Origin of the sequence: Variovorax ureilyticus (assembly GCF_037889935.1) — a bacterium.
Classification (GTDB): domain Bacteria; phylum Pseudomonadota; class Gammaproteobacteria; order Burkholderiales; family Burkholderiaceae_C; genus Variovorax; species Variovorax ureilyticus.
Genome location: NZ_JBBKZU010000049.1, coordinates 1 through 1457 on the forward strand (window position 1 = coordinate 1; position 1457 = coordinate 1457).

At 60.1% G+C, this 1457-nt stretch carries 2 protein-coding genes; one reads left to right on the forward strand and one right to left on the reverse strand.

Annotation, left to right across the window (positions count from 1 at the left end):
* Positions 1-156: 156 nt before the first annotated feature.
* Entirely contained in the window at positions 157-648 is a 492-nt protein-coding gene (locus WKW77_RS34935) for a helix-turn-helix domain-containing protein (protein ID WP_340361468.1), read from the reverse strand.
* Positions 649-725: 77 nt separating this feature from the next.
* On the opposite strand from WKW77_RS34935, the gene WKW77_RS34940 reads away from it, so the two are divergent.
* A complete protein-coding gene (locus WKW77_RS34940) occupies positions 726-1181 on the forward strand; it encodes a hypothetical protein (RefSeq protein ID WP_340361469.1) in 456 nt (151 codons plus the stop codon).
* Positions 1182-1457 lie beyond the last annotated feature (276 nt).

Here is a 1457-nt window from a genome sequence, read left to right on the forward strand (position 1 = left end):
CTGCTGGCCGCTCTCAACCTCGTCGAGTGTGTCGCCTTCGTTGGATCCGCGACCGCACCTTGACGATCACGAGCTCCGAGCCGGGTCAAGGTGGATCGGCTGGACGCTCACACGATATCTGCGGTCAAGCCGCACAAGAGGCATCGGTGGGGAGGTTCAGCTAGGGCCTCGCGGGTCCGAAAGCAGTTTCTCTACTGTTGTATCAAGAGCATCAGCCAATCGTCCGAGCGTCTTCAGCGATGGATTCCGTGCCCCGCGCTCTATGTGGGCTATTAGCGTCCTGCTGACCCCAGAATGTGCGCTTAGGTCGTACTGGGTCCACTGGAGCTCATCTCTCGCGCTGACAAGGCTGGTCCCGATGATTTCTTGCACCACGCGGTCCGACTCTCTGCGGGCGACCGGTTTGGCGCCGAGAAGAGAGCCTGTGTCGACGCCCAGCCCCTTCGCCAAACGGTCCACGGTGTCCAACGAAAGCGTGCCGAGTTCCCGATGTTCCATCCGCTGAAGCGTCCGGCGGTCGATTCGGCAGTGCTCCGCCAGAGCTCGCGTACTCCAGTTCCCGGCCTCCCTAAGGGCCAAAACGTTCGCCGCCAGCTTCTCGAGTAGCGCAGGTGCTATTTGGTTAGGTGCTTCCGCCGAATGAGGCACCTAAAAAGTGTTCACTTGGCTATTGAGGGGGTGGCGGCATATGAGGCACAATCAGGAGCCCTTTTAGGAGCTCTCCAGTGTTTGTCACCATGCCCCAGTTCGAACACCGTGTCATGTCGCAGCTCGCGGGCGAGGGCCAAAGGTACTGGGAGGCCGTGGCGCTTTCGGTAGTCAGTCCCTGGTACATGTTTGTCTATGACGCTCAGTACGAGGGCGCCCTTGTCGAACGCACCGTGCTGGTTGAATGGGAGGAGGTCTTGGCGCAATTGATTGCGTCGGTTCCCCTCGAGCGACGCAAGGGGCTGTGTCGCGTCGAATATGCAGGGATGCCGAGACGGTGGACTCAAAGATTGGTGAGTGGTCTCTGGGAGGCCGGTGAAGGAGAAGGTGGCATCCCAGGGGACCTCGTTTTCAAGTTCGAAGGTGACAAAGAGCTCCGGGATGCCAACCTCCATCCCGTGCGTGCCTCTGCCACCGGACAGCTTCTCTTCACGCTGGGACCTCAGCACCAAACACGAGACGCCGGACGGTGAGCGCCGTCTCCCTACGCCGCGCTCCTGGGCGTGGAGGGAATCCGTTTGACCTATCTTCCGTTGGCGGACCTAGCCAAGACTATCTGGACCCGACCTTCGTATCTGGCCGAACAACTGACGAGGATTGCAAATGTTGGAGCGAAACTGCTGCTAATGGCATCCCATGCCCCGATCGACACTTCAAACTCCCCCACCCGTGGACACTCAAATTCCTCCAGGCAGGACGAGGGTTGCATTATTGATCTGTCAGGCCTCCGCGGCGATCGCCAGGCGCGC